The organism is Verrucosispora sp. FIM060022, assembly GCF_003977705.1.
Taxonomy (GTDB): Bacteria; Actinomycetota; Actinomycetes; order Mycobacteriales; family Micromonosporaceae; genus Micromonospora; species Micromonospora gifhornensis.
The window spans coordinates 139079-160512 of the sequence record NZ_RQIV01000010.1 but is presented as its reverse complement, the minus strand read 5'-3'; the positions used below and the strand labels follow the sequence as shown (position 1 = coordinate 160512).

The window sequence follows — 21434 nt, the reverse complement described above, 5'->3', positions numbered from 1 at the left end:
AGCGGCTTGACCCTCAAGCAGGTCGAGGGGGCAGGATCTCGGCGTGGACAGTGACCTGCGCAGCATCGGTGAGCTGGCCCGGGCCAGCGGGCTCACGGTGAGCGCCCTGCGGTTCTACGACGCCGCCGGGGTGCTGGTGCCCGCCTGGGTCGACCCGGTCACCGGTTACCGCCGCTACACCGACGACCAGGTGGCGCCGGCGCGGCTGGTGGCCGGGCTACGCCGCGTCGGCATGCCGGTGGCCGAGATCGCCCAGGCGGTACGCGCCGAACCGGCGCTGGTGCACCGGCTGCTCGACACGCACCTGCGGCGGCTGGAGCAGGGGCTGGCCGACGCGCGTCGCGAGGTGTCCCGGCTGCGGTCGCTGCTACCGGCCGACCAGCCCGGGATCACCCGACTCACCCTGACCGGTGCCGCGCTGGCCGCCGCCGTGGACGCCGTACGGTTCGCCGTCGGCACCGACCCGACGGTGCCGGCGTTGACCGGTGTGCTGTTCGACGTGACCGACTCGGGCCTGGAACTGGTGGCGACCGACCGGCACCGGCTGGCGGTGGCGACGGCCGAGGCGACGGTGCACGGCCCGGCGGTGCGCACCCTGCTGCCGCTGGACACGGTCGACGCCCTGCGCCACCTGCTCGACGCATCCGCATCCGCATCCGCTGGCGCTGGCGCTGGCGCTGGCGCTGGCGCTGATCGGGCTGTGGTCGAGTTGACCGTGTCCGGCTCGTCGCTGGTCGCCGACGTGGCCGGGCATGAACTGCGGGCCACCGCGCTGCCGTACGACTTCCCGGACTACCACGCGCTGCTGCCACGCTCCGGTGCCGCCGGGCCGACCCGACGGGTACCGGTCGACGCCGAGTGGCTGGTCACCGCGTTGCGGGCCGGTGGGCCCACGGTCGTACGGGAGTACGCCGGCCGGTCGTTGCCGGTGACGGTGCTCGGTCTCGGCCTGCCGGACCGGCTCCGCCTGCTCGGCCCCGACGACCTGCCCGATCCCGACGACCTGCCCGATCCGGATCGTCCCGGCCTGGCCGCCGGTGCTGACCGGGCCGGCGAGGACGGCACCGAGTTGCGGGTCGGAGTCAACGGCGAGTACCTGCTCGACGCGCTGGACGCGGCGGGCGGCCGGCATCTGACGCTGGAACTGGACAGCCCGCTCACGCCGTTGACCATCCGCCGCCCGGACGACGAGGGCGCCTTCTCCATCCTGATGCCGAGCCGACTCTGATGCCGAGCCGACTCTGCGGCCGAGCCGCTGCGGAAGGTGGACGGTCGGGTGCGGGGGGCAGGGCGATCCGCGTACGGCGGTAGCATCACCGGGTCAGCCTGACCTGAAGGTACGGAGCAGCATGCTCGACATGGAGTTGATCCGTAAGGATCGCGACGCGGTGGCGACCGCGCTGGCCAAGCGGCTCGATGCCGCCGAGGTCGACCGGGCGCTTGACGAGATCCAGCACCTCGACCGGGAACGCCGCCGGCTGATCACCGAGATCGACGGGGAGCGGCAGCGTCGCAAGGCCGAGGCCCGGGCGTACGCGCAGGCCAAGCGGGCCGGTGTCGAGCCGCAGGTGACCGACGAGACCGGCCGCAAGCAGGTCGCCGAGTTGGAGGCCGAGCTCGACCAGGTGCAGTCCCGGCTGCGTACCGTGATGAGCGAGCTGCCCAACCTGCCCGCCGACGACGTGCTGCCCGGCGGCAAGGAAGCCAACCGGGTGGTCAAGACCTTCGGTGCCCCACCGGCCATCGAGAAGATCCGCGACCACGTCGAGTTGAGCCGGATGCTGGCGCTTGTCGACCACGAGCGGGGCGTCAAGCTGGGCGGCTCGGGCTTCTGGATGTACACCGGGCTGGGCGCCCGGCTGGAGTGGGCGCTGATCAACTGGCTGATCGAGCGGAACATCGAGGCCGGGTACGAGTTCCTGCTCCCGCCGCACCTGCTGCTGGACACCGCCGGTTTCGCCGCCGGCCAGTTCCCCAAGTTCTACGACGACGTCTACCACTTGGACAAGCAGTCCGCCCCGCGCGGCCAGTTCCTGCTGCCCACCGCGGAGACGGCGATCCTCGGGGCGTACCAGGACGAGATCCTGGACACCGCGTCGCTGCCGCTGAAGGTGTTCGCGTACACCCCCTGCTACCGCCGCGAGGCGGCCGGGTCGCACTCGGACGAGCGCGGGACGGTCCGCGGCCACCAGTTCAACAAGGTGGAGATTTTCCAGTTCACCCTGCCCGAGCAGGCCGACGCCGCGCTGGAGCAGATGGTCACCCACGCGGAGAGCCTGGTCGAGGGGCTCGGCTTGCACTACCAGCGCAGCCTGCTGGCCGCCGGTGACTCCAGCGCCTCGATGCGCAAGACCCTCGACATCGAGGTCTGGATGCCGAGCACCGGCAAGTACAAGGAGGTCTCGTCGGTCTCCTGGGGCGGTGACTACCAGGCCCGCCGGGCGGCGATCCGCTACCGGGAGCCGGGCGGCAAGCAGACCCGCTTCGTCCACACCCTCAACGGCTCGGCACTGGCCACCAGTCGACTTCTCCCGGCCATCCTGGAGCAGTTCCAGCAGCCCGACGGCTCAGTCCTGGTCCCCGAGGTCCTCCGCCCCCGCCTAGGCACCGACCGCCTGACCCCCCGCTAACCCCTCCCCCTCCCCCTCGCCCCGCCTCGATCTCTGCGTCGATCTTGCACTTGTGGTCGCTGAAACGTCCGCATTTGCCACTTTTGTCGAGGCAGAAGGTGCAAGATCGCGGAGGTCAGGGGGGTGGGGGTGGCGAGGGCGGGTGAGGAGGGTGAGGGCGGTGAGGGTGGTTAGGAGGAGGGCCAGGGTGGTGGGGCCGGCGGTGTCGAGGGTGGCAGCCAGCCAGCGTTGGACACGGGCCGCGGTGAGGATGACGGGGTCGGTGAGGGCGGCTCGGTGGCCGGCGAACAGGCGGGCCTCGTACCAGCCGTACCAGGCGACGTAGCCGCCGGCGAGCAGCAGCACCAGGCCGCTGAGCCGGGGCACCCACGCGCCGGCATTGCGCAGCCGGGCCACCACCTCCCCGCGCAGCAGGGCCACGCCGAGGGCGGCCACCGCCACCACCAACCCCATCCCGAGGGCGTACGCGCCGAACAGCGCCAGCCCGCGCGGCAGCGTACCGGCCCGCAGGCTGGTCACCACGATCGCCAGGAACGGTGCGATGGCGCAGCCCAGCGAGGCGACCGCGTACGCCATCCCGAACAGCACCATCGACGGCCATGAACGGGTCAGTCGGGGTGCCCGGGCCAACGGGCGCAGGGTGGGCAGTCGCCGGCCGGCGAGCAGCCAGCAGCCGAGCAGCACCAGCAGCAGTCCGAGCCCGACGGTGAACCAGGGCAGCCGGGGGCGCAGCCAGCCGGCGACCGGGGCCAGTGCCAGGCCGAAGGCACCGAACACCACGACGTACCCGACGGTGAGCGCGGCGGCGGCGGTGAGCGCCCGCCGTACCGCACCACGGGTGTCGGTGGCTCCGGCGACCAACAGCGACAGGTACGCCGGCAGCATCGCGAAGCCGCACGGGTTGACCGCGCCGAGCATCCCCGCGGTCAACGCGAGCAGCAGGGTGGCCTCCATCAACCACCTCCCGGTCGCAGCGGCCAGCGCTGTTGCGCCCCCGGCCACAGCGGGCAGCGCCGGTACGCCCCCGGCCACGGCGGGCAGCGCCGGTACATCCCCGGCATCAGGCGGCCAGCGCGGTGACCCGGCGGGTGAGGTCCTCCCCGTCCAGCCAGCCCTGGTGCACCACCCGACCGTCCCGATCGATGATCACGAAGGTGCTCTGCTCGGTGACCTCGAAGCGCCGCCAGATCGCCCCCGCACGGTCGTCGAGTTGCGTCACCGGCGCCAACTCGAACTCGGTGACGAAGTCGGCCATCGCCTGGTGTTCGCCGAGGCCGGCGACGCCGATGATCGGCACGGTGTCGCGGAAGCCGGGGGCGATCTCGGCCACCGTCCACGCCTGGCTCGCGCAGGCGGCGCACCACGGCGCCCAGAACCAGAGCACGACCGGACGACCGGCCAGACCGGCGGCGTCGAAGGCCGTACCGTCGAGGGTCTTGCCGGTGAACCGGAGGGTGTCCGGCACCGTGACCGGGCCGGTGGGCGCGCCCCCCGGGGAGACGGCGCCGCCCGCGGGAGTGGCCTCGCTGTCGGCGGAGGTCGAGGCGGGCGGGGTGTCCGCCTCCGCACCGCAGCCGGCCCCGGTCAGGACGACGGCCAGCAGGGCGGCGGCGAGTCGTCCGGTCGTTCGTGCCGTCCCCATCCGCGCCTCCTTCGTCGGATCACATGGCAGGCCGAGGCGGTCCGCCGAGGTCGGGACCTGCCGGGCGGCCCGGAGCGGCCCGTCAGGCCTTGGTCAGTCGTAGTGCCAGCTCCGGGCAGACCTTGACCGCCTTCGACGCGCCCTCCCGCAGCCAGGTCGGTACGGGGGTGGGCGGGAAGGCGGGGTATCCGTTCTGGTCGAGCCGGATGAAGTCCGGCACCACGTGCGCGCAGAGCCCGTGACCGTCGCACCGGGACCAGTCCAGGACCAGCTTCTGCGGATCCGGGTCGGGCGCACCGGGCAGGCCCATCACACCCTTGACCCGTCGACCGCAGCCCTCGCCGGTGGTGTGCTTCTTCAGGTCCTCGGCGAAGACCTCCATCGCGGACAGCGCGAATCGGGACGTACCGTCGGGGTGGCTGCACGCGCCGCGTCCCTTGACGTCGCCGGCTGCCGCGCGCACGACCTCCACCGGGGCGCTGCCGGAGACCGCAAGGTCGACGGCGCGGGCCAGGTCCGGCAGGCCGCGCTTGCACGGGCCGCACTGCCCGGCGGACTCACCGGCCAGGTACCGCACCACTTGGGCGGCCTCGCCGAGCGGGCAGGTGTCGTTGGCGAGCGGGACGATGATGCCGGCGCCGAGGGTGCCGCCGACCGCGGCGAGCCCCTTGCGGGAGACCTCGGCCTTGTTCGCCGCCTCCCAGGTGATCCACTTGCCGTGGTAGCCGCCCATCAGGATGCCCGGCCCCTCGGGCACCTCGCAGAGTTCGAGGATCTCCCGCAGCGGGGTGCCGGCGGCGCACTCCACCACGGCGTGGCGTTTGGCCGCGCCGGTGATGCTGAGCAGCACGGTGCCGGGTTCGTCGTCGGTGCCGAGCGCCGCGTACTCGTACGGGCCGAGCCGGGCGGCGATCGCCATCTGCGAGTACGTCTCGGCGTTGGACAGCAGGGTGGGCAGGTTGTTGACACCCGAGTCGCTGGACCGCTTCTTCGTACCGGGCGGGATGTGCGGCAGGCCGTTGATCCCGTTGACAAGTGCGCCACCCTCGCCGCTGATGAAGCGGTGCGGCACCGTGACCACGCTTGTCGGTACCGGCATCCGGCGCTCCTCCAGCGCCTCCATCAGGGAGTCCCGGCCGATCAGGTCGTCGGCCACGCAGAGCACGATCTCCTCGGCGTCGAGGGCGAACGCGGCCAGGGCGGCACCGTCGAGGATCAGGTGCGGTGCCCGGGTCAGGATGACCTTGTCCTTCCAGCTGGCCGGCTCACCCTCGGTGGCGTTGACCACCACCACCGGGGGCAGGTCTTGGCGTTCGCAGGACTCCAGCACCGCGCGCAGCTTCCGGGCGAACGGGAACCCGGCACCGCCCTTGCCCTTGAGCTGGATGCCTTCGGCCAGTCGCAGCAGGCTGGACGGTTCCATCGGGCTGATCGGGCCGTGCACCATCTCGTGCGCCCGCAGGTCGAGGCGACCGAACTCGGCGAACCCGGCGGTGATCCGTGGCTCACCCACGCAGGCGACCGGTGGCACGGTGGTACGCATCGTCACTTGGCTTCACCTCGCAGGCCGGCCCAGTAGGCCCCGTCGACCGAGTCCGGGTCGGCCCGGCGGCGACGCCGGCTGTCCGCGGCCGCCCGCTGAGCCCGCCGGGCGGCCAGGTCGACAAGGGTCGGGGTGTCGTCGTCGGCGACGTCGTCCGGGGCGTACCGGGCCGGGGGACGCCAGTAGTCGGTCTCCGCCTCCGGGCCGTCGTCGTCGGCGCTGTGCCGACCGCCACCACTGCGCGGCGCGGCCGAGATCGGCGAGCCCGAGATCGGTGAACCGGAGATCGGCGAGCCCGAGATCGGCGAGCCGGAGATCGGCGCGGTGGACTCCCAGCGGCGCGGGCTGTCCCAGGGTTCCTCCGGCTCGTCGACGATGCCCTGCGGGGGTGCCGAGTAACGGGTGCCGGCGTCCAGGTCGGACCGGGACCGCCGCGAGCGGCCGTACACCTCGTCGTCGCGGTAGCGCCGGCCGCCCGGCTCACGGTCGACGTCGGCCACCGGTTCCTCGTCGCGGCGTCGGGTGGCGCGGCGTGCCACCGGCTCGTACTCCTCTTCCCGCCGGTCGACGCGACGCCGGCTCGATTCCTCGTCCCGTCGGGAACGACGCGGTTCCGCGTCGTCGTCGATCCGGGAACGGCGCGGTGCCGGCTCCAGTTCCTCCTCGTGGCGGGAGCCACGCCGCCCGACCGGCTCCTCGTCGCGCCGCCGACGGGCCACCGGTTCGAGCAACTCGGTCTCCCGTCGTACCGCGCGCTCCAGGTCCTCCTCGTCGCGCCACGACGTACGCCGGGCGACCGGCTCCAACTCCTCGTCCCGGCGTCCGGGGCGGACCGGTCCGCGCAGCGTGCCCGGCTCCGGGACCACCGGCACGGTGAAGCGTTCCGGGTCGTTGCGGCGGATGGTGGGGCTGGCCCAGGTGCCGGAGGTGCTCTCCGCCCAACTGGTGTCGCGGCGGGTCCGCTCGCCCTCGCCGGCCCGCTTGGTCAGGCTGCCGAGCAGGGTCTTCGGTCGGGTCTCGTCACTGCCCTTGCCGGTCATCGCCTCGTTGAGGGCGGCGGCCTGGTGCCGTTCGCGACTGCGCCGCTGAAGGGTGACCGAGAGGCGGACCAACAGCGCCATCACGACAAGCACCACGCAGAGCCCGTAGCTCAGGCTGACCCAGGTGGCCGGCGGGCGGCCGGCACCGAGGCCGTGGAAGATGCCGAACGGCCAGGAGAGGTACGCCAGGGAGTGCAGCGCCCGCCACACCCACTTCGGACCGATGTCGGCGAACCGGGCCCGAATGATCCCCGTCCACAGCACGCTCACCATGAGCAGCGCGGCAATGGTGCCGAGCCCGACGTAGAGGCCCCGCCCACCGACGAACGGCACGGCCGCGTCCGTCATCCCGGCCCGCCCGGTGGTGATCTTGGTAATCACGTGGAAGCCCAGACCCGCCACCCCGAGGATGCCGGTGGCCCGGTGCGCGGACTGCAACAGGACCCGGTGCCGGATGAGCAGCACCAGCCGGTCGGTGGAGAGCAGCCCCATCATCACGGTGAGGCTCAGCGCGACCAGGGCGATCACGCCGGCGAAGAACTCAGTGAAGAAGAAGCCCATCGCGTACGCCTTCTGGCCGGCGCCGGTGAGCATGACCAGCGCCCACACCGCGGCGAGCCCGGACGCGGACAGCGCCAGGATCTGGCCGCGGGAGGCCACCTGGACGCCTCTACTGCTGCTGCTGGTACGGACGGCAGGCGTCGTCTCGTTCTGCATAGCCCGGGCCATGTGCTCCTCGATCGTCTCGCGGCGGCGTACCACCGGCCGACCCTGTTCCCCACTCCAGTACGCAGTCGGATGCCGGACGGATCAGCCCGCGCCGAAAAAATCTCCACGACTTGTCGAACCGTCCCCCCGCCCGGCGCGTGTAGACCCGATCCGGCCACTGACGCACATCCATACGTTGACAGTCGATGAAATCAGCTTGTAACCTTGCTGAAATTTTTCAGCATCGATGCAAGAGTCAGGCAGCCCTCACTCCCCCAGGAGCTTCCGATGCACCGACGTCGACTCCGTACGGCGATCGTGGCCCTCGGCACGATCACCACCCTGCTCGCCCCCACCGTCGTGACGGCACCCCCGGCCGTCGCCGCCCCGACCGGCGGCAAGAAGGTCATCGCCAACCTGTTCGAGTGGAACTGGCCCTCGGTGGCCAGCGAGTGCACCAGCACCCTCGGCCCGAAGGGCTACGGCTACGTCCAGGTCTCGCCCCCGCAGGAACACGTCCGCGGCAACCAGTGGTGGGTGGCGTACCAGCCGGTCAGCTACCGGATCGAATCCCGCAAGGGCACCCGCGACCAGTTCCGGTCCATGGTCGCCACCTGCCAGGCGGCCGGCGTCAAGGTGATCGTCGACGCCGTCATCAACCACATGTCCGGTCAGACGAACGGCGGCACCGGCTGGGCCGGGTCGTCGTACCAGCACCACGTCTACCCCGGCATCTACCAGGCGCAGGACTTCAACTACTGCGGCCGTAACGGCAACAACGACATCGTCAACTACAACGACCGGTACGAGGTGCAGAACTGCGAGCTGGTCAACCTGGCCGACCTGAAGACCGGCTCGGACTACGTTCGCTCGCGGCTGGCCGCGTACCTCAACGACCTGCTGTCGCTCGGGGTGGACGGCTTCCGGTTGGACGCCAGCAAACACATGCCCGCCGCCGACATCGCCAACATCCTCAGTCGACTGAACCGCCGCCCGTACATCGTGCAGGAGGTCATCTACGGTGCCGGCGAGCCCATCCGGCCGGAGGAGTACACCGGCAACGGCGACGTGCACGAGTTCCGCTACGGCAAGGACCTCGCCCGGGTGTTCCGTTCCGAGCGGTTGGCGTACCTGCGCAACTTCGGTGAGGGCTGGGGTCACCTGCCCAGCGGGGTCTCCTCGGTCTTCATCGACAACCACGACACCCAACGCGACGACGGCGGGGTGCTCACCTACCGCGACCGGGGCATCTACGCGCTGGCCAACGCCTTCATGCTGGCCTGGCCGTACGGCTCGCCGACGGTGATGTCCAGCTACACCTACAGCAGCCGTGACGCGGGCCCACCCTCGGACAGCAGCAACAAGACCCGCAACACGGTCTGCTACTCCGGCTGGGAGTGCGAGCACCGCTGGCCGGTCATCGCGAACATGGTCGGCTTCCGCAACGCCACCGAGGGCACCGGCGTCAGCAACTGGTACGACAACGGCTACCAGCACATCGCGTTCAGCCGTACCGGCAAGGGTTTCATCACCATCAACGACGAGGACTTCGCCGTCAACGGCCGCTCCTACTACACCGGCCTACCCGCCGGCCGCTACTGCGACGTCATCCACGGCACCTTCTCGGCCGGCACCTGCTCCGGCCCGGTCATCACGGTCGACACCAACGGCTGGTTCACCGCCAACGTCCCCGCCCACGACGCCATAGCCATCCACCTCTCCGCCCGCCTCCCCTAACGCCCCACCCTCCTCCCCACCCCCTGTCCACGCTCCCGCTTCGTTGATCAAGAGGTTTGCGTCAGGAATCGGCTCGATCCCGACGCAAACCTCTTGATCAACACGGTTCAGGGCGGGTGGGGAGAGGGTGGGTTTGGGGGTGGTGGGGCGGGTGGGGAGGTTAGGGTGAGTTGTGGCTTTTGGTCGGTTTGGACGAGGGCGGCGGGGGGTCGTCGCGGCGGTGGGTGTTGCGGTGCTGGTGGGTGGGTCGGCGTACGCCGGTTGGGCGCTGACGCCGTCGGCCGGGCCGGCACCGGTGGCCCGGCCGAGCGATCAGGTGCCGGTGCCGACGGAGAGCGCCGAGACGGTCGCGCCGGCCGCGCCTGCTCCGGATGACCTGCCGGAGATCGACTACGACCCGGCACCCGTCGGCTTCCCCGACGACCCGGACGCGCTGGACACCACGCCGCTCACCGAGGGCGTACGCCCGCAGCGCCGTCTCGCCGCCTACGACGGGCCCGGTGGGCGGCCGATCGCCTTCCTCATGCCCACCATCAGCGGGGTGGATCTGACCGTCCCGGTGGCGCGCCGCGAGGCCGGCTGGACGGCGGTGCTGCTGCCGTCGGCCAACCGCAAGCTGGCCTGGCTGCCACCCGGTGGCTTCGACACGGTCGAGCTGCGGGACCAGATCGTCGTCGAGCGGGTGCCGTACCGGCTCACCTGGTACCGCGACGGCGTCGCGAAGCGCAGTTGGCGGGTCAGCCTGGGCCAGCGCGGCCAGGAGACCCCGCTGGGCCGCACCTTCGTGCTGGGGCGTACGCCACCGCCGGAGTCGGTCTACGGTGGCGTCGACATCTACGCCCTCGGCTCGGTGCCCGACGACCCGGAATCCGTACCGGCCGGTCTGCGCGGCGCGCACATCGGCATCCACACCTGGTACCACGACGGGGAACTGGGCCGGCAGACCACCAACGGCTGCATCCGACTGACCCCCTCCGGGCAGCGACTGCTGCTCAAGGAGGTCCCCCCGGGCAGCCCGGTGACCGTCGTCGACACGCTACCCACCCCACCGCCGACCGCCTGACCGCCGCCGAACGGTCCCGGCCTGACCGCCGGCATTTCGGGTACGCGCAACCTGACCGGTCGTGGCATGCTCGCCCGACATGAAGACCCGCATCGCTGACCGACGGCGGCCGGGCAGTGGGGATCACCGATGACCACCGCGCGTCCCGCACCTCGCCCGATCACCCGCTCCGGCGACGGTGAGGTCGGGTTGCGCCGGACTCGCGCCGCCGCGCTGCGAGCTGTCACCGCGTACCGAGGTCTGTCCTGGACGCCGTTGCTGCTGGTCGGAGCGGGCCTGGGCCTGTTCGCCTTCGTCGGTGACGAACTACCCGGCATCGCCGGGATGGTCGTGCTGACTCTCACCAGTACCGGCTTCGCCTGGGGTGGCGCAGCCCTGCTGGCCGGCTACCTGACCACCAGCGGGGCAGTGGCGCCGATCAGTCGGGCAGTGGCGCCGATCAGCGCCAGCGTCGTCCTGGTGACGGCGACGGTCGTCTACTACGGACTGATCGTCGCCCACGGCCGCCGTTGGCGTCTCGGCACTCTCGAGGACGGCAGTTCTTCCGCCCTGAACGGTCTGGCCTCGGTCGGGCGGGCCACCGCGTTCTGGCTCACCGCCTCGGTCGTCGCCGGTGTCCTGCTGGGCGGGCTGGGTGCGCTAGTCCGACGGGGGACACGCATCGCGGCGTCGGTGGCCGCCGGTGCGGCACTGGGGCTCCTTGCCGGTCAGGGCCTGGAGTTCCTGATGATCTTCCGCGCCTGGCATGCCCTGGACGCGTTCTTCCTGGGCCGGGTGCTGTCCGCCACGGCCAGCGTCCTGCTCGCGATGATCGGGACGACCGTGCTGCTCGCGTACCGTCGGGCCCCGACGTCGTGGCCGATCTTCGCCGCCACGTCCCTGCTGGCCAGCCTGGTCGCTGCACTGCTCTGGCACCAGATCGGTTCGATCACCACCGCCATCTGAGGCCGGCGCGACCACCTGCGGCAGGCGGCGACGTTTCCGACCTGGGCATGGGTTTGGCCTGCGGGGGTATCACCCAGGCATGAGGGCGAGTTTCGGGCTCGGTCGGATCGCGGGCGTACCGGTCGGCGTGAACTGGAGTGTCCTGGTCATCTTCGCGCTGATCTGGTGGGGGTTGTCGGCGAACCTGTTCCCGGTGTCGTACCCGAATCGGTCGGTCGTCGCGTACGTCTTCGCGGGTCTGGCCGCGGCGGTGGTCTTCTTCCTGGGTCTGCTCGCCCACGAGGTGTCCCACGCGGTGGTGGCCAAGCGCAACGGGCTGGGCGTACAGGGGATCACGCTGTGGCTCTTCGGTGGGGTCGCCGAACTACGGGGCGAGGCCCGTACGCCGGGCGCGGAGTTGCGCATCGCGGGCGTCGGACCGCTGGTCAGCCTGATCATCGGGGCGTTCTTCGGGGTGATCGCGATGGTTCTCGGGGTGGCCGGGGTGCACGGGCTGCTGCTGGGTGTGATGGCCTGGCTGGCCGGCATCAACCTGCTGCTGGCCCTGTTCAACGTCCTGCCGGCGGCGCCGCTGGACGGCGGGCGGCTGCTGCGCGCGGCGGTGTGGAAGGCCACCGGGGACCGGACCCGGGCGTCGGTGGTGGCGGCTCGGGCGGGTTGGGTGCTCGGTGTGGTGCTGATCGGGCTGGGGTTGTGGCGGTTCCTCAGCGGTGCCGGTTTCGGTGGGCTCTGGTTGGCGCTGATCGGCTGGTTCCTGATCGGCGCGGCCAGCATGGAGGAACGGCAGGCCCGGATGGGCAGCGCACTGCGTGGGATACGGGTCGGCGAGGTGATGACCCCGCAGCCGCAGACCGCCTCGGGTGAGCTGACCGTGGCCGACTTCGTCGACAACTACCTGTTCGCGTACCGGCACACGGCGCTGCCGCTGACCGAGGACGGACGGCCGGTCGGCCTGGTCACCCTCGACCGGGTGCGCGGCGTGCCGAGCGAGCAGCGCAGCAGCACCACCCTGGAGGCGGTGGCCTGCCGGGCCGACGACCTGGTGCTCGCCTCCCCCGACGAGCAGCTCACCGACCTGCTGCCCCGCCTCAGCGAATGCGCCGACGGCCGAGCCCTGGTAGTCGCCAACGGCAACCTGGTCGGCATCGTCTCCCCCAGCGACATCAGCCGCGCCGTCCAACGCGGCCACCTCCGCACCCAGACCACCACCGGCCCCTAACCCCCACCCCCACCCTCAGCACCGCAGCACCCCGCGATCTTGCACTTCTTGTCGGTGCAATTGCCGCGGAAAGGGATGTATCGGCGACCCAAAGTGCAAGATCGACGCGGACGGGGCGGGCGGGTGGGCGGGCGGGACGCGGGTGGGACGCGGGTGGGACGGGCGGGACGCGGGTGGGGTGGGGGTGGGGGGTCAGCGGGGGAAGAGGGGGTTTAGGGCGGGGGTGTGGAACTTGGCGGTGGGGTCGAGGTGGTGCAGGAGGGTGGCGAAGTCGGACCAGCGGGGGTAGGTGGCGGCGATCGCTTCGGGGGCGGTGGTGAAGACCTTGCCCCAGTGTGGGCGGGGTGCGAAGGGGGCCAGGGCCTGTTCCACCTCGGCGACCACCGGCAGCACCCGTGTCGTGTCGGCGATCCAGGTGAAGTGGATCGCGAGGCTGTCGCGGTGGTACTGCGGGCTGAGCCAGAGGTCGTCGGCGGCGATGGTCCGCAGTTCGCTGATCTGCAGCACCGGGGCGATCAGGGGTGCCACCTCGTCCAGGGCGGCAAGCGCGTCGGCCGCGTCGGCGCGGGGCAGGTGGTACTCGGATTGCAGTTCGTCGCCGCTGCTCGGGGTGAAACCGAGCCGGAAGTGCGGCAGCCGCTCGTGCCACGGCCCGGGCACGCCGAGCTGTTCGGTGCAGTTGGCCGTCGGCATGCCGGGCACCGGATGCCAGGGCCCGTCGGCCGCCGTGGTGCCGAGCCAGCCCGCCGGGGGCGCGGGCGCGTCCGCGAGCTGTTTGCGCCAGACCTGGGTGCCGCGCGTCGAGCGCCAGTCGGTGAAGACACTGACGCTGTACGCGGACCCGAGCGCCTCGTCCAGTGCCGCGCGGGGCAGGTCGAGGTGGACGTACTGGCGCAGGTCGAAGGTGGGCAGCACGTCCAGGGTGACCCGGGTGACGATGCCCAGCGCCCCGAGGGAGACCACCATCGCGGCGAAGTCGTCGCTGTCGCGGTGCACGGTGCGCAGCTCGCCGGTGGCGGTGACCAGTTCCAGACCGGCGACGGCGGTGGCCAGGTTGCCGTTGCGTTCGCCGGAGCCGTGGGTGCCGGTGGCGATCGCGCCGGCCACCGAGATGTGCGGCAGGGAGGCCAGGTTGGCCAGGCCGTACCCCCGCTCGTGCAGCCAGCTCGCCAGGTCGCCGTAGCGCATGGCGGCCGGGACGTCGACGGTACGGCGTTCCTCGTCCAGCCGTACGTCGGCCGGGAGCCCGGCCAGGGTGACCAGGTCGCCTGTGGTGTCGCCGAGCGGGTTGAAGGAGTGTCCGCTGCCCACCGCCCGGATCCGGTCGCTGCCGGCCACAAGTGTCGCCAGCTCCGCCACCGTTGTCGGCCGGTGGTACGCCCGGGCGGAGTACTGGATGTTGCCGGCCCAGTTACGGTGCGTCGGCACTGCGACCCCCTTCTCCGCGGCGGCGGTTACCGCCGGCTCCGTCGGGGAACCCTACGCCGATGAGCAGCTACCGTGATCCCGCCCCTCGTGGCGACGTGTACCCCTCCGAGGAGGAGATCGATCCGGGCGGCAGCGGCGTCGAGCCGGCCAGCGGCCCGGCCGGGGCGTACGCCTCGGATGTGGCGAGCCAGCCCGGCCCGCAACCGAACCCGATGCCTGGACCGGCGCCGACGCCGGTGCCCACCCCCGGGCCGCCGCCGCGGCAGGCGGGCGGCGGCCGGTCGATCGTCAGCCGGCACCTGGACGGTTCGGTGCAGGTGGTCACCGACGTCGACGGCGACGGGGTGGCCGACGTGGTGCAGTTCGATCTCGACGGTGACGGGATTCCGGACGTCACCTACCTGGACAGTGATCGGGACGGTCGGCTGGACACCGTGGTGCGCTCGTCGGTCCGCTGACGTCAGAGCTGGCGCATCACCTCGCCGGCGACCAGGTCCAGGTGGTCCAGGTCGCTCAGGTCGAGTACCTGGAGGTAGATGCGCTGGCTGCCGACGGCCGCGTACTGGCCGATCTTGTCGACGACCTCGGCGGGGGTGCCGGCCACGCCGTTCTCGCGCAGCTCGTCGGGCTCCCGGCCGATCGCGGCGGCCCGTCGGGCCACCTCGGCGTCGTCCTTGCCGCAGCAGAGCACCAGCGCGTTGGACCAGACCAGCTCGGTCGGGTCCCGGTCGATGCGCTGGCAGGCGGCCCGGACCCGCTCGAACTGGGTGACGGTGTCGGCGATCGAGACGAACGGCAGGTTGAACTCGTCGGCGTAGCGGGCGGCCAGTTGCGGCGTACGCTTCGCGCCCATGCCGCCCAGCAGGATCGGCGGGTGCGGCCGCTGCACCGGCTTCGGCAGCGCTGGTGAGTCGCTGACCTGGTAGTGGCGGCCGGTGTAGTCGAACGTCTGCCCCGCCGGGGTCCGCCACATCCCGGTGATGATCGCCAACTGCTCGGCGAGCCGGTCGAACCGCTCCCCCAGCGCCGGGAACGGAATCCCGTACGCGCTGTGCTCGGCGTCGTACCAGCCGGTGCCGATGCCCAGCTCGACCCGTCCGCCGCTCATCTGGTCGACCTGCGCGACGGTGATGGCCAGCGGGCCGGGCAGCCGGAACGTCGCGGCGGTCATCAGCGTGCCGAGCCGGATGGAGCGGGTGTCACGGGCCAGTCCGGCCAGGGTCGTCCAGGCGTCGGTGGGGCCGGGGTCGCCACTGACCGACCCCATCTTCAGGTAGTGGTCCGAGCGAAAGAAGGCGCCGAAGCCCGTCTCCTCGGCGCGACGGGCCACGGCGAGCAGGGCGTCGTAGGTCGCGCCCTGTTGGGGCTCGGTGAAGATCCGCAGTTCCATGAGTCGAGCATAGAAAGCTCACGACCGTACCGCCCCGACTTGTGCCGCCGGTGTGAGCCACCGGTTGTTTCGAACGAAGTGGACGCAAATCCTTGCAGTGATTGCAGCGGTCCGCAAGAGCCTGTTCTCATACGGGCGACTTGTGAATCAGAGGTTCCCAAGCATCGATGTCACTGTTACGGTCACGCATCATCGCAAGTTCTTGCATAACTTGCAGGAAACGTTGGCTACCACCACCGCTACCTGACCGTCCCCCGAGGAGGGCCCGTGCGAGTTCCCCGTCCCCGCGCCGCGATACCCGCGGCCCTGGCCGCGACACTTGTCGCGGCCAGCCTCACCGTCGTCGCCACCACCACCGCCCCGGCCAGCGCAGCCGAGGTACGCGCCAACGGCGACGCGATCGTCCACCTGTTCCAGTGGCGGTGGGACTCCATCGCCGAGGAGTGCGAGACAAACCTCGGCCCGAACGGCTGGGGCGGGGTGCAGGTCTCACCGCCGCAGGAACACGTGGTGCTGCCCAGCGCCGAGGGCGCCACCTACCCGTGGTGGCAGGACTACCAGCCGGTGTCGTACCGGTTGGACGCCACCCGGCGCGGATCGAAGGCCCAGTTCGTCGACATGGTCGAGCGCTGCCGCGCGCAGGGCGTGAAGATCTACGTGGACATGGTGCTCAACCACATGAGCGGCACCGGCTCGGCCAACAGCGGCCCCGGCAGCGCCGGCACGGTCTACAGCAAGTACAGCTACCCGAACCTGTTCAACGACGGTTCCGGCGACAGCTACGGCTACGCCGACTTCGGGCCCTGCTACCGGAAGATCAACAACTGGGGCAACAAGCAGGAGGTCCAGGACTGCGAGCTGCTCGACCTGGCCGACCTCAACACCGCCGACCCCGAGGTACGGCGGAAGATCGCCAAGTACATGAACGCGGTGATCGACCTGGGCGTGGCCGGGTTCCGGGTGGACGCGGCCAAGCACGTGCAGGAGTCGCACCTGGCCGACATCATCAACCGGCTGCGTGACGTGCCCGGCTTCGGCGGCCGACCGGACCTGTTCCACGAGGTGTACGGCGACGGCACGATCCCCTACACCGCGTACGCGCCGTACGGCGGGGTGACCAACTTCGACTACCAGCGGTCGGTCTCGTCGGCCTTCCGCGACGGCAACATCGCGCAGCTGGGCAACCTGCCCCACTACGGTGGCCTGACCGGACAGCAGGCGGTGGTGTTCATCGACAACCACGACACCCAGCGGGAGACTCCGACGCTCACCTACAAGAACGGTGCCCGCTACTACCTGGCGGACACGTTCATGATGGCCCACCCGTACGGCCGGCCCCAGCTGATGTCGAGCTACGCGTTCGGCTCGGTGCACGGGCAGGGCCCGCCGAGTGCCTCCAACGGCACCACCCTGGCCACGGACTGCACCAGCAGCGCCTGGATCTGCGAGCACCGCGACGCGGGGGTGGCCGGCATGCCGGGCTTCCGCAACGCGGTCGCCGGCACCGGCATCGCCTCGGTGGTCACCGACGGCAACGGCCGGCTCGCGTTCGCCCGGGGCAACCGGGGGTACGCCGCCTTCAACGCCACCGGCAGCACGTGGAGCCGCAGCTTCAGCACCTCACTGCCGGACGGCCGGTACTGCAACGTGGGTCGGGGCGCGTACGACCGGTCGACCGGGGCCTGCCCCGGCGGGGCGGTGACCGTCTCCGGTGGCAGCTTCAGCGCCGCCATCCCGGCGGACCAGGCGGTCGCCCTGCACGTCGAGGCGCGCCTGGACGGCCCGACCCCGACGGCCAGTCCGACCGTCACCCCCACCGCTTCCCCGACCGTCTCCCCCACGCCGACGGCGAGCCCGACGCAGCCGGCCGGGTCGACCCGGTTCACCGCCACCGTCACCACCAACCCCGGCCAGGAGGTGTACGTGGTCGGCTCGATCCCGCAGCTCGGCTCCTGGAACCCGGCCAACGGGGTGAAGCTGTCCACCACCTCGGGCAGCTACCCGACCTGGAGCGGCGCGGTCGACGTCCCGGCCGGTACCGCCTTCGAGTGGAAGCTGGTAAAGGTCGGCAACGGCGTGCAGTGGGAGAACGACCCCAACCGCACCGGCACCGGCGGGACGACCTTCACGGTGACCTGGAACCAGCCGGCCACCAACCCGCCCGGCGAGGCCACGGTCTCCTTCCAGGCCACCGCGAGCACCACGTACGGCCAGAACATCTACGTCGTCGGTGACCTGCCCGCCCTCGGCGGCTGGGACCCGGCCAAGGGGGTACGACTCTCGCCGACGGCGTACCCGGTGTGGACCGGGCAGCTGAACCTGCCGGCTGGCACCACCTTCTCCTACAAGTACGTCAAGCGCACCGACTCCGGCCAGGTGGTGTGGGAGTCGGGCACCAACCGCACCGCCACCGCGTCCGGCTCGGTGACCCTGACCGACACCTGGCGCTGACCGCACCCACCGCGCGGCCCCTCCCGAACCCGATCGGGAGGGGCCGCCCCCGTTGTCTCACGGTGAACCGTCGCGCCCTGCGGCACACAGCCGGTCGTCGCCGGTCGTGGTGTTAAAAGGGGGCCCTTGCTCTACCGCAGGCGTTAACAAGGTGCCCTTCCTTTCATCAGGGGGTGGCGCGGCGGATGATCAGGTAGCTGACCACGGCGAGCGGCACGGTCAGCAGGGCGGGCCAGCCGACCAGCAGGGCGGCGCCGGGCTGGTCGGCGAACCAGCGACCGATCGCCGACCACCAGCCCTGCCAGGTGATCAGCACCGCGGAGCCTCCGACGGCGACCAGCGCCACCGTCGACAGGGTGAGCATGCCGTTCATCCCCCAGCGCTTGAAGACCACGGCGATGGCGATGCCGACGAAGCCCAGCAGCAGGAACGGGATCGCGAAGCCGAGGTACCGCAGGACCGGATGCTCGACCATGAGGAAGGGGATGCCGAAGAAGCGCAGGTTCACGCCCCAGCCGTCGGTGGCCTGCTCGATCACGGCCAGCAGGTAGAGCACCGCCGCGTAGACGATCGCCTGACCGACGAAGTGCAGCACGTTGCCGAGGTAGAAGCTGCGACGGGAGACACCGAGCCCGATCGCGAACGGGAAGTCCATCGTGATCGCGCTGATGCTGGCGACGAACATCACCACGTAGATGCTCATCAGGCCGCCGGTGGTCGGCTCGAAGTCGTCCTTCTCGTTCATCGCGCTGAACAACGCCAGGTTGATGGCGAAGCTGAGCAGCAGGATCGCCCACGGCCAGCCGACCACGCTGCGCCAGGCGACGAACTGCATCCGGGCGACGGTCAGGGTGCGGTTCATCGGACGGCCTCCTTGTCGGCCGCGACGGCGCTGCCGGCGTCCGCTGCGGGTCCGTTTGACGACGTGGTCAGGCGTACGACGATGTCCTGGAGCGACGAGGCGACCAGGTCCACGCCCAGTGCGCGGGCCCGCTCGTGCTCGGCCGCGCCGAAGTCACCGCGCACGGTGGCCCGGGCCGTTCCGCCGAGGCGTACCCGGTGCAGTTCGGTGCCACTGCGGACGAATTCGTCCACCGCCGCGACCGGACCGGAGGCGGTGACCACCTGCCCGCGCAGCGCGTCGGTCTCGCTGTCCAGCAACAGGCGTCCCTGGTCGATCAGCAGGACGTGTTCGATCAGGTCGCTGACCTCGTCGATCAGGTGGGTCGAGAGCACGATGGTGCGCGGCTGTTCGGTGAAGTCGGCCAGCAGCCGGTCGTAGAAGATCTGCCGGGCCACCGCGTCGAGGCCGAGGTACGGCTCGTCGAAGAAGGTCAGCGGGGTCCGGGCGGCCAGTCCGATGACGATGCCGAGCGCCGAGAGCATGCCCCGGGAGAGCTTGCGGACGTTGCGTTCGCGCGGCAGCCGGAGGTCCTCGACCAGTTGCTGGGCGTACTCCTCGTCCCAGTTGGGGTAGACCAGGGCGGCGGCCCGCAGCGCGTGCTTGACCCGCAGGTTCGACGGGTAGGTCTGGCTCTCCTTGATGAAGGAGATCCGGGAGAGCACCCGCTCGTTCTCGTACGGGTGCTCACCGAAGACGCTGATCTCCCCGCTGGTGGCGAAGATCTGCGCGGTGAGCAGCTGCATCAGGGTGGTCTTGCCGGCGCCGTTGCGCCCCAGCAGGCCGTAGATCCGGTTCTCCGCGAGCGTGAAGCTGACGCGGTCCAGCGCGGTGACGTCGCCGTACCGTTTGGTGAGGTCGGTGACGGTGACCACCGGGCTCATCGGGTCTCCTCCCAATTGTCGATCATGTGCTTGAGTTCGGCCGGGTCGATGCCGAGCTTGCGGGCCTCGGCCACCAGCGGTTGCACGTACTGCCGGGCGAACTCGTCACGGCGGCGGGCGCGCAGCTTGGCGCGGGCGCCGGAGGAGACGAACATCCCGATTCCTCGCTTCTTGTAGAGCGTTCCGTCGTCGACCAGCTTGTTGACGCCCTTGGCGGCGGTCGCGGGGTTGATGCGGTGGAAGGCCGCCAGCTCGTTCGTCGACGGCACCTGGCTCTCCTCGGCCAGCGTCCCGTCCAGGATCGAGCTCTCCAGCAGTTCCGCGATCTGCTGGAAGATCGGCCGGCCGTCGTCCATCACACCCGCCGCCCCGCTGCGCTCCATCGGTTGGCTGGTTCATTACTCATGTAACTAACCATGCAACCAGCACGGCTCGCTGTCAAGGCACGGCAGTCGTCGGCTTTCCGGCCGCCGGGCGGCCAGGGGCCGATCTCCGGGCGGCGAAGGGCCGGTGGCGCCGGGCACGCACCCGGCACCACCGGCCGGCTCAGGCGTACGGCGAGCGGGCGTACGCGGACCGCAACGCGGCCAACCCGGTGGCCTTCGGGCTCAACGTGCCCCAGCCGGAGTTGAAGTAGTTGGTCCGGGCGAAGATCGGCCCGCGCTCCGCGTTGAGCCGGGCGATCGCGGCCGGCACCGTGGCTATCCAGGCCGCCTGGTCCGGGATCTCGGCGACCCGGACCCCCCACTCGGCGACGATCACCGGTCGGGACAGCGCCACCGGACCGAGGTCGGCCACCGCCCAGTCCTTGGTGCGGCGGAACCGGGCCAGCGCGGTGTCCGACGCGCTCGTCGCGTACACGTTCCACTGCAGGTAGTCCAGGCGCGACATCAGCGACTCCGGGTGGGTGCGCGTGAACGAGGCCCGGTCGAAGCCGCCGACGCCGACCGAGAAGGTGGTTCCCGCCGGCAGTGCCTTGACCCGGAACCAGTTGACGATGTACGTCATCGCCTGCACCGCCCTGGCGTCCGACTCCGCCCAGGTGTACGCCTTGCCGGACTCGGTGGTGCCGAACTCGTGGTCGGTGTCGAGTTCGGAGGCGAGTTGGATGTTCACCCCGAAGCCCAGCGTCCGGTACTGCGACAGCGCCCGGGCGAACAGTCCGTCGCACTGCCCCGAGATCACCTGGCTGTAGCCGTACGCCTTCGGCCACACCGTCCCCGGCCGCTGCTGGATGGTCATCGCCGGGGCCGGCACCGTGTAGCGCACCCCGTCCACGGTGAAGGTCTGGGACCCGGTGTCACCGGCTCCGTAGTGCTTGAGTTCCAGCACCATGTTCATCTGCACCCCGGACCGGCCGAGGGTGACCAGCCACGGCCGGTTGTAGCCGGGGAAGATGTTGCTGTCGGCGAAGCTGCGGTACTGGGTCAGCGAGCGGAAGTTGCCGCCCGACATGTCGGTCGTCGGGTCGGCGTTGCCGGACAGGTAGTAGCCACCGAGCACCGGTGGGGCGAGGCTGTAGGTCGCGACGGCGGTGGCGGTCTGCCCGGACGAGTCACGCACCGTGACGGTCACCCGGGGCATCAGGCCACCGCCCGGTACACGGCCACGGTGCCGTTGTCCGACACCCGGGTCCAGGTACGTTTCGAGTCGTCGGTGACGGTGACGGTGAGCGGGTCGATGACGGCGTTGACCTTGGCTGGTGCGCTGCTGTTGCCCTGGGCATCGGTGACCACGACGGTGACGGTGACGGTCTTGGTGTCGGGGTCGCCGTAGGTGACGGTGAGCAGCATCTGGGCACCAGGGGCGTAGCTGGTCGCGTTGAGAGAGGCGGTCACGGTGGGAGCGGCCAT

Annotated in this window: 19 protein-coding genes; 8 read left to right on the top strand and 11 right to left on the bottom strand. The window is 71.0% G+C overall.

What is annotated here, in order from left to right:
- Positions 1-55: 55 nt before the first annotated feature.
- Both EG812_RS23955 and serS read left to right on the top strand, forming a co-directional pair.
- Complete coding sequence (locus EG812_RS23955; protein WP_199743936.1) at positions 56-1228, top strand: DNA polymerase III subunit beta family protein; 1173 nt, start codon at positions 56-58, stop codon at positions 1226-1228.
- Positions 1229-1349: 121 nt separating this feature from the next.
- Entirely contained in the window at positions 1350-2630 is a 1281-nt protein-coding gene (gene serS / locus EG812_RS23950; RefSeq protein WP_126712814.1) for a serine--tRNA ligase, read from the top strand.
- Here serS and EG812_RS23945 read toward each other — a convergent pair.
- The 4 genes from EG812_RS23945 to EG812_RS23930 all read right to left on the bottom strand — a co-directional run bounded on the left by EG812_RS23945 (position 2601) and on the right by EG812_RS23930 (position 7617).
- The gene (locus tag EG812_RS23945; RefSeq protein WP_126712813.1) at positions 2601-3584 is read right to left on the bottom strand and encodes a cytochrome c biogenesis CcdA family protein; all 984 of its coding nucleotides are present in this window, start codon (positions 3582-3584) and stop codon (positions 2601-2603) included. The two genes, serS and EG812_RS23945, sit on opposite strands and share 30 nt — an antisense overlap.
- A gap of 106 nt (positions 3585-3690) precedes the next feature.
- Positions 3691-4272 (bottom strand): redoxin domain-containing protein, encoded by a 582-nt coding sequence (locus EG812_RS23940; protein WP_126712812.1) that lies wholly within the window; start codon positions 4270-4272, stop codon positions 3691-3693.
- Positions 4273-4354: 82 nt separating this feature from the next.
- Positions 4355-5815, bottom strand: coding sequence for an NADH-quinone oxidoreductase subunit NuoF family protein (locus EG812_RS23935; RefSeq protein ID WP_043721652.1), 1461 nt, complete (start codon positions 5813-5815; stop codon positions 4355-4357).
- A gap of 2 nt (positions 5816-5817) precedes the next feature.
- The gene (locus tag EG812_RS23930) at positions 5818-7617 is read right to left on the bottom strand and encodes a hypothetical protein (RefSeq protein ID WP_233197110.1); all 1800 of its coding nucleotides are present in this window, start codon (positions 7615-7617) and stop codon (positions 5818-5820) included.
- Positions 7618-7851: 234 nt separating this feature from the next.
- On the opposite strand from EG812_RS23930, the gene EG812_RS23925 reads away from it, so the two are divergent.
- From EG812_RS23925 to EG812_RS23910, 4 genes are all read left to right on the top strand, one after another.
- On the top strand, positions 7852-9300 hold the full coding sequence (locus tag EG812_RS23925) for an alpha-amylase (RefSeq protein ID WP_126712811.1): 1449 nt from the start codon (positions 7852-7854) through the stop codon (positions 9298-9300).
- A 232-nt stretch (positions 9301-9532) separates the two neighbouring features.
- On the top strand, positions 9533-10363 hold the full coding sequence (locus EG812_RS23920; protein WP_126712810.1) for a L,D-transpeptidase: 831 nt from the start codon (positions 9533-9535) through the stop codon (positions 10361-10363).
- Positions 10364-10492: 129 nt separating this feature from the next.
- A complete protein-coding gene (locus tag EG812_RS23915; RefSeq protein WP_013735308.1) occupies positions 10493-11308 on the top strand; it encodes a hypothetical protein in 816 nt (271 codons plus the stop codon).
- Positions 11309-11387: 79 nt separating this feature from the next.
- Complete coding sequence (locus EG812_RS23910) at positions 11388-12527, top strand: site-2 protease family protein (RefSeq protein ID WP_126712809.1); 1140 nt, start codon at positions 11388-11390, stop codon at positions 12525-12527.
- Positions 12528-12719: 192 nt separating this feature from the next.
- Here EG812_RS23910 and EG812_RS23905 read toward each other — a convergent pair whose 3' ends face one another.
- Positions 12720-13955: an FAD-binding protein gene (locus EG812_RS23905; RefSeq protein WP_126712808.1), complete on the bottom strand. Its 1236-nt coding sequence runs from the start codon at positions 13953-13955 to the stop codon at positions 12720-12722.
- 59 nt (positions 13956-14014) lie between these two features.
- On the opposite strand from EG812_RS23905, the gene EG812_RS23900 reads away from it, so the two are divergent.
- Positions 14015-14413, top strand: coding sequence for a hypothetical protein (locus EG812_RS23900; protein WP_126712807.1), 399 nt, complete (start codon positions 14015-14017; stop codon positions 14411-14413).
- A 2-nt stretch (positions 14414-14415) separates the two neighbouring features.
- Here the strand turns inward: EG812_RS23900 and EG812_RS23895 are convergent, their stop codons facing one another.
- Entirely contained in the window at positions 14416-15345 is a 930-nt protein-coding gene (locus EG812_RS23895) for an LLM class F420-dependent oxidoreductase (protein WP_126712806.1), read from the bottom strand.
- A gap of 267 nt (positions 15346-15612) precedes the next feature.
- Here EG812_RS23895 and EG812_RS23890 point away from each other — a divergent pair, with 267 nt between their 5' ends.
- Positions 15613-17796 carry a carbohydrate-binding module family 20 domain-containing protein gene (locus EG812_RS23890; RefSeq protein WP_126712805.1) on the top strand — a complete coding sequence of 728 codons (2184 nt, stop codon included), beginning with the start codon at positions 15613-15615 and terminating at the stop codon, positions 17794-17796.
- 166 nt (positions 17797-17962) lie between these two features.
- Here the strand turns inward: EG812_RS23890 and EG812_RS23885 are convergent, their stop codons facing one another.
- The 5 genes from EG812_RS23885 to EG812_RS23865 all read right to left on the bottom strand — a co-directional run bounded on the left by EG812_RS23885 (position 17963) and on the right by EG812_RS23865 (position 21434).
- Positions 17963-18658, bottom strand: a complete 696-nt coding sequence (locus EG812_RS23885) for a hypothetical protein (RefSeq protein ID WP_013735314.1) — start codon at positions 18656-18658, stop codon at positions 17963-17965.
- Positions 18655-19581, bottom strand: a complete 927-nt coding sequence (locus tag EG812_RS23880) for an ABC transporter ATP-binding protein (RefSeq protein WP_013735315.1) — start codon at positions 19579-19581, stop codon at positions 18655-18657. The genes EG812_RS23885 and EG812_RS23880 overlap by 4 nt, the downstream gene beginning before the upstream one ends.
- Complete coding sequence (locus EG812_RS23875) at positions 19578-19964, bottom strand: GntR family transcriptional regulator (protein WP_013735316.1); 387 nt, start codon at positions 19962-19964, stop codon at positions 19578-19580. The genes EG812_RS23880 and EG812_RS23875 overlap by 4 nt, the downstream gene beginning before the upstream one ends.
- A gap of 163 nt (positions 19965-20127) precedes the next feature.
- The gene (locus EG812_RS23870; protein WP_126712804.1) at positions 20128-21165 is read right to left on the bottom strand and encodes a hypothetical protein; all 1038 of its coding nucleotides are present in this window, start codon (positions 21163-21165) and stop codon (positions 20128-20130) included.
- Positions 21165-21434 carry a hypothetical protein gene (locus EG812_RS23865; RefSeq protein WP_102659995.1) on the bottom strand — a complete coding sequence of 90 codons (270 nt, stop codon included), beginning with the start codon at positions 21432-21434 and terminating at the stop codon, positions 21165-21167. Before EG812_RS23865 ends, EG812_RS23870 begins: the two co-directional genes overlap by 1 nt.

Excerpts from the sequence above, each read along its gene's own strand:
- serS (WP_126712814.1), top strand. The coding sequence starts at position 1,350 with ATGCTCGACATGGAGTTGATCCGTAAGGATCGCGACGCGGTGGCGACC.
- EG812_RS23945 (WP_126712813.1), bottom strand. The coding sequence starts at position 3,584 with ATGGAGGCCACCCTGCTGCTCGCGTTGACCGCGGGGATGCTCGGCGCG.
- EG812_RS23940 (WP_126712812.1), bottom strand. The coding sequence starts at position 4,272 with ATGGGGACGGCACGAACGACCGGACGACTCGCCGCCGCCCTGCTGGCC.
- EG812_RS23935 (WP_043721652.1), bottom strand. The coding sequence starts at position 5,815 with ATGCGTACCACCGTGCCACCGGTCGCCTGCGTGGGTGAGCCACGGATC.
- EG812_RS23925 (WP_126712811.1), top strand. The coding sequence starts at position 7,852 with ATGCACCGACGTCGACTCCGTACGGCGATCGTGGCCCTCGGCACGATC.
- EG812_RS23915 (WP_013735308.1), top strand. The coding sequence starts at position 10,493 with ATGACCACCGCGCGTCCCGCACCTCGCCCGATCACCCGCTCCGGCGAC.
- EG812_RS23910 (WP_126712809.1), top strand. The coding sequence starts at position 11,388 with ATGAGGGCGAGTTTCGGGCTCGGTCGGATCGCGGGCGTACCGGTCGGC.
- EG812_RS23900 (WP_126712807.1), top strand. The coding sequence starts at position 14,015 with ATGAGCAGCTACCGTGATCCCGCCCCTCGTGGCGACGTGTACCCCTCC.
- EG812_RS23895 (WP_126712806.1), bottom strand. The coding sequence starts at position 15,345 with ATGGAACTGCGGATCTTCACCGAGCCCCAACAGGGCGCGACCTACGAC.
- EG812_RS23885 (WP_013735314.1), bottom strand. The coding sequence starts at position 18,658 with ATGAACCGCACCCTGACCGTCGCCCGGATGCAGTTCGTCGCCTGGCGC.
- EG812_RS23880 (WP_013735315.1), bottom strand. The coding sequence starts at position 19,581 with ATGAGCCCGGTGGTCACCGTCACCGACCTCACCAAACGGTACGGCGAC.
- EG812_RS23875 (WP_013735316.1), bottom strand. The coding sequence starts at position 19,964 with ATGGAGCGCAGCGGGGCGGCGGGTGTGATGGACGACGGCCGGCCGATC.
- EG812_RS23870 (WP_126712804.1), bottom strand. The coding sequence starts at position 21,165 with ATGCCCCGGGTGACCGTCACGGTGCGTGACTCGTCCGGGCAGACCGCC.
- EG812_RS23865 (WP_102659995.1), bottom strand. The coding sequence starts at position 21,434 with ATGGCCGCTCCCACCGTGACCGCCTCTCTCAACGCGACCAGCTACGCC.